Genomic DNA, 5,173 nt, shown 5'->3' on the forward strand with positions numbered 1-5,173 from the left:
GCTCCGCACGCACATCACCGGGCAGACCGCTGACCGTGGCGTCCAGCGTGGCGGCTTCGAGACCCAGTCGCACCAGCGCCAAGTGCTCCGGGCTGCGGTTGATCCACCGCCACCAGCGCCGCTGCAGCTCCGCCGTGGAGAGGTGAGGTACCTGCCGCCGCCACCGCCCTTCGACTCCTCGCTGAATCTCGGCGGCCCGCCGCAATGCGGCGACCACCAGTTCGTCCTTGCTGCCGAAGTGATGCACCAGCGCGTTGACCGACACGCCCAGTGCGCGGGCGACTGGCCGCAGCGACACTCCGGCGACGCCGTGCCGGCCGAGGTAGCGGACCACCTCGTCCAGCAGCTCAGCCCGTCGTTCGAAGTCAGGATGGCGTCCCATCAGACGCGCATGCGCTGGCCTGCCGGGTCGAGCACCGGTTCTGGCAGCAGTCTCGCCGGACGGCGCTGGCCGATGATCTCCGCCTCGAACATCGCGCCGGGCGCCGCGAGCTCGCTCGGCACGTAGCCGAAAGCTAGCGAGCGGCGGCTGTAATGCGCATACGCGCCGGACGTCACCCAGCCCACCACCGCCCCGCCGTGCCAGATCGGCTCGTCGCCGACGACGTCAGCCGGTTCCGCCGGATCGGGGGTGATGTCGAAGTAGCCGAGCGTTCGAGCCGCGCCGCGCGCCAGCTCCGCCTCCACCGCAGCGCGGCCGATGAAGTCGTGATCGAGCTTGAGCGATCGGTGCATTCGCGCCTCTACCGGCGTGTAGATCGGACGGTACTCGCGCGCCCACGTACCGAACATCTTTTCCATGCGCAGCGACATCAACGCCCGGAACCCGAACAGGCCGATGCCGTATGGCTGCCCGGCCTGCCACAGCAGATCGAACAGTGCTCGCTGGTACTCCGGTGCGACCCAGATCTCGTAGCCAAGATCCCCGGTGTAGGTCATCCGGCCGACGTAGGCGGGGATCATCCCCACGTCGATCCGGCGGAACGTCATGAACGGGTAATTCTCGGTGGCCAAGGATGCGTCGGTGACCGATTGGAGCACGTCGCGGGCGCGCGGACCGGCCAGCGAGAGGCCCACCAGGGACAAGCCCAGCACGTCGAACCGCACACCTTCAGCGAGGTGGCCGACGAACCAGCGCGAGTGATGCGCTTCGGCGATCTGCGAGCCGAACAGGAAGAAATCGTCTGTACCGACCCGCGCCACGGAAAACTCCCCGACGATGTGACCGTTGGGATCCAGGGCGGCGGTGAGGTTGATCCGGCCGGCTCGCGGCAGCCGGTTGGTGAACAGCCCCTGCAGCCAGTCGGCGCTGCCGGCGCCGGTCACGCGGTACTTGGCGAAGTTGGAACACTCGGTGAGCCCGACGCGTTCGCGCACCATCGTGCACTCGTCAGCGACGACCAGGTAGGCGTTGGAGCGACGGAACGTCACGTCCTCCCGCGGCTCCTCCCCCGGCCGCTGGAACCACAGGGGATGCTCGAGCCCGAAGCTCGCGCCCCATACCGCGTTGTGGGCGGTGAGCCGGTCGTAAACCGGTGTGGTGTGCAGTGCCCGGCCGGCCGGGAGCTCCTCGTTGGGGAAGGTGATACGGAACCGGCGGCTGTAGTTCTCCCGCACCTTAGCATTGGTGTAGGCGAGGCTCGCCCAGTTGCCGAAGCGGGCCACGTCCATCGCCCAGATGTCTTCCCCCGGATCGTCGTCGACCATCCAGCGCGCGAGGGTGAGGCCAACACCGCCGCCCTGCGAAAAACCGGCCATCACCGCGCAGGCAACCCAGCAGTTGCGCATGCCGGGCACCGGGCCGACCAGCGGATTGCCGTCCGGCGCGAAGGTGAACGGCCCATTGATCACATTCTTGATCCCCACGCTAGCCAGCGCCGGATAGTGCTTGAACGCGATCTCCAGCGACGGAGCGATCCGGTCGAGATCGGGGGCCAGCAACTGCTGGTCGAAGGTCCACGGAGTCTCGCGGGGCGACCAGGGCACGCACGCCTGCTCGTACGTGCCGAGCAGCATCCCGCCGCCCTCCTGGCGGATGTAGAGCTCGCCGTCGAAGTCCAGGCCCATCGGCAGCTCGTGTCCGGTGGCCGCGTTGTACTCGGCCACCTCATCCATGTCCTGGGTGATCAAGTACATGTGCTCCATCGCGAGCACGGGCAGCTCCAAGCCGATCATCCGGCCCACCTCACGTGCCCACAGCCCGCCGGCGTTGACGATGTGCTCGGCATGGATCTCGCCGGAGTCGGTGATGACGTCCCACGTGCCGTCGGGGCGCTGACGAAGGTCCCTCACCCAGGTGTGCTGGTAGATCTCAGCACCGGCCTGCCGCGCGCAGCCGGCATAGGCCCGGGTGACCCCGGTCGGGTCGACGTGACCCTCGGCCCGGTCGAAGAGCGCACCGATGAAGTGCTTCTCCTCGAGAAGCGGGAACATTCGCTTTGCCTCGGCCGCCGAGATGATCTCCATATCCATGCCGAGGTAGCGGCCGCGGGCCTGGGCCATCCGCAGCCAGTCCATCCGCTCCCGGTCGCCGGCCAGCATCAGCCCGCCAGGCATGTGGATGGAGCAGTTCTGGCCGGAGCGCTCCTCGATCTCGCGATACAGGCCGACGGTGTACTGCTGCAGCTTCGCGACATTAGGGTCACCGTTGAGCGTGTGCATGCCGCCCGCAGCGTGCCAGGTCGAGCCGGCGGTGAGCTCCTTGCGCTCGACGAGCACGACATCCGTCCAGCCGAGCTCGGTGAGGTGGTACAGGACCGAGGCGCCCACCACACCGCCGCCGATGACGACGACCTGCGCGGAAGATTTCATCGAGGCCTCCCTACGTCTAAATTTTCCCGGTACAGTCGTTCCGACTATAAGACCCTGGAGGTGTCGTGCATGGGTAGGCTTCTCGATCGGCTCGCCGCCGGACCGGTAATCTGCGCCGAGGGATATTTGTTCGAGTTTGAGCGCCGCGGCTACCTGCAGGCCGGGGCGTTCGTACCCGAGGTGGTCCTCGAGGAGCCCGATATGGTAGCCGGGCTGCACCGGGAATACGTGCATGCCGGATCGGACGTGGTTGAGGCCTTCACTTACTACGCCCACCGCGAGAAGCTGGCGGTGATCGGCCGCGAGGGCGACCTTGAGCCGATGAACCGGCAGGCGCTGCGTATCGCGAAGGAGGTCGGCGCCGAGCACGACTCCCTGGTGGCCGGCAATATCTGCAACACCAACGTCTATGACCCGGACGATCCTGCGACGCATAAGGTCGTCCGCGGCATGTTCGCCGAGCAGGTCGGGTGGGCCGCCGAGGCTGGCGTCGACTTCGTGATCGCCGAGACCATCGACTATCCCGGCGAGGCATTGCTCGCGCTGGAAACAATCAAGGCGCACGGCCTCGATGCGGTGGTCACACTCACTATTCATCGCCAGCCCATCGTCCGCGGGGGCGACCCGATCGGCGAGGCATGTCGTCGCCTGCAAGACGCCGGGGCCGATGTGGTCGGGCTGAACTGCATCCGCGGGCCCGCCACCATGCTGCCGCTACTAGGTGAAATCCGCGCCGCGTGCGACGGCTACATCGCCGCCTTGCCGGTGCCGTACCGCACGACAGAAGCCGAGCCAACGTTCCAATCGCTCACCGACCAAGATTGCGACCTGATCCCGGGTGGGCGGCCCTTCCCGACCGCGCTAGACCCGTTTCTAGCCAACCGCTACGAGATGGGCGCGTTCACTACGGCGGCGGCTGCGCTCGGAGTCAACTACTTCGGCATCTGTTGCGGCTGCGCACCCCACCACGTCCGCGCGATGGCCGAGGCACTCGGCCGCACGCCGCCGGCGAGCCGGTTCAGCGCGGATATGAGTCGGCACGCCTACTACGGCACCAGCGAACGGATCAGCCGGCATTACCAGGAGTTCGCGAAAGAGCTCTAGGAACCCGGCGAACAACGCGACGCTCCGATATTCAGCGGCCTCTCCGGGGCGCCCCGCGGAGTCGCCGACCGCGACCAGCCGGAGCATCCGGGTTTTGATCAGTAGCCGACGCTAGGCAGTGTGCTCCCCGTCAGACGCCACGCGCTGCAGGTTGCGCAGCTCGTCGGCCGAGTAGTGGCATCCGTGCAGGCAGTGCGCTCGAAGCGCTGGGCCGGCTTACTTGTAAACGGCAGGCCATCGGTTCGCGTCAACCAGGAACCTCATGACGGCTACGCTGGCAGGGCGAGCGGCAATTCGCGTTCCTGCACGGCTGCGGCCGCGAACTCCAAAGCGGCTAGGATGTCGTCCCGTTCCGGATAGGGGTAGTCGACCAGAATCTCCTCGATGCTGCGCCCGGCCGCGAGCTGGCCCAGGACAGCGCTCACGTTACCCGGGTGTCCCGGATACACGGCAGGCCACTCAGCCGATTCGGGTTGACGGTAATCCGCTCGTAGGCCACACCTTCAGGGTACGCCACTGTGCCCGGCCCACCCGGCCGCCTGAGTCGGGTCGACGCCGCCGTTGGCAATGATCACAGTGGGCCGAATGGATAAGATGCACAGGTGACCAGCAGACCCGCCGCGGCGCAGCGCCTGCGCGACCTCGCGCGGCTGCGCCGTGTCCGTGACCGGATCGACCGGGAGTACGCGCAGCCGCTGGACGTCGAGGCGCTCGCTCGCGGCGCGCACATGTCGGCCGGGCACCTCAGCCGCGAGTTCAAGCTCGCCTACGGCGAGTCGCCGTACAGCTATCTGATGACGCGGCGGATCGAGCGCGCGATGGCGCTGCTGCGTCGTGGCGACCTCAGCGTCACCGAGGTCTGCTTCGCGGTCGGCTGCGCGTCGCTGGGCACCTTCAGCACCCGCTTCACCGAACTGGCCGGCATGCCGCCCAGCACCTACCGGAGCCAGGCAGCGCGCGCGACGGCGGGGATGCCACCGTGCGTGGCCAAACAGGTGACCAAACCGGTCAGGAATCGAGAAGCGCCGGTCACCGAGCCGCAGCTAGCGTGATGTCCATGGATATCACCATTCACGCGAGCTTCCTCCCGCATGACGACCCGGAGGCCTCCCTGGCCTCTATCGCGACATCCTCGGCTTCGAGGTCCGCATCGACGTCGGCCAGGGCACGATGCGCTGGATCACGGTCGGCCCGGCCGGCCAGCCCGGCACGTCCATCCTGCTGGCGCCGCCGGCCGCCGACCCCGGCATCACCGACG

5 protein-coding genes and 1 pseudogene are annotated in these 5,173 nt (G+C 67.6%); 3 read left to right on the plus strand and 3 right to left on the minus strand.

Annotation, left to right across the window (positions count from 1 at the left end; genetic code table 11):
* Both VKG81_RS09775 and VKG81_RS09780 read right to left on the minus strand, forming a co-directional pair.
* Positions 1-382 (minus strand): TetR/AcrR family transcriptional regulator (locus VKG81_RS09775; RefSeq protein WP_324395730.1); only part of this gene is annotated, 382 nt, incomplete at its 3' end.
* Positions 382-2,811 carry an FAD-dependent oxidoreductase gene (locus tag VKG81_RS09780; RefSeq protein ID WP_324395731.1) on the minus strand — a complete coding sequence of 810 codons (2,430 nt, stop codon included), beginning with the start codon at positions 2,809-2,811 and terminating at the stop codon, positions 382-384. The genes VKG81_RS09775 and VKG81_RS09780, both read right to left, overlap by 1 nt.
* A 180-nt stretch (positions 2,812-2,991) precedes the next feature.
* Here VKG81_RS09780 and VKG81_RS09785 point away from each other — a divergent pair, with 180 nt between their 5' ends.
* Complete coding sequence (locus VKG81_RS09785) at positions 2,992-3,915, plus strand: homocysteine S-methyltransferase family protein (protein WP_324395732.1); 924 nt, start codon at positions 2,992-2,994, stop codon at positions 3,913-3,915.
* 269 nt (positions 3,916-4,184) lie between these two features.
* On the opposite strand, the gene VKG81_RS09790 is transcribed toward VKG81_RS09785, so the two are convergent.
* A complete protein-coding gene (locus VKG81_RS09790; RefSeq protein ID WP_324395733.1) occupies positions 4,185-4,340 on the minus strand; it encodes a DUF433 domain-containing protein in 156 nt (51 codons plus the stop codon).
* A gap of 177 nt (positions 4,341-4,517) precedes the next feature.
* Here VKG81_RS09790 and VKG81_RS09795 point away from each other — a divergent pair, with 177 nt between their 5' ends.
* Both VKG81_RS09795 and VKG81_RS09800 read left to right on the plus strand, forming a co-directional pair.
* The gene (locus tag VKG81_RS09795; protein ID WP_324395734.1) at positions 4,518-4,967 is read left to right on the plus strand and encodes a helix-turn-helix transcriptional regulator; all 450 of its coding nucleotides are present in this window, start codon (positions 4,518-4,520) and stop codon (positions 4,965-4,967) included.
* Positions 4,968-4,972: 5 nt separating this feature from the next.
* Positions 4,973-5,173 (plus strand): annotated as a pseudogene (locus tag VKG81_RS09800) (VOC family protein); the annotation flags it as partial.

The organism is Mycobacterium sp. (assembly GCF_035314905.1).
In the GTDB taxonomy this organism is placed as follows: Bacteria; Actinomycetota; Actinomycetes; order Mycobacteriales; family Mycobacteriaceae; genus Mycobacterium.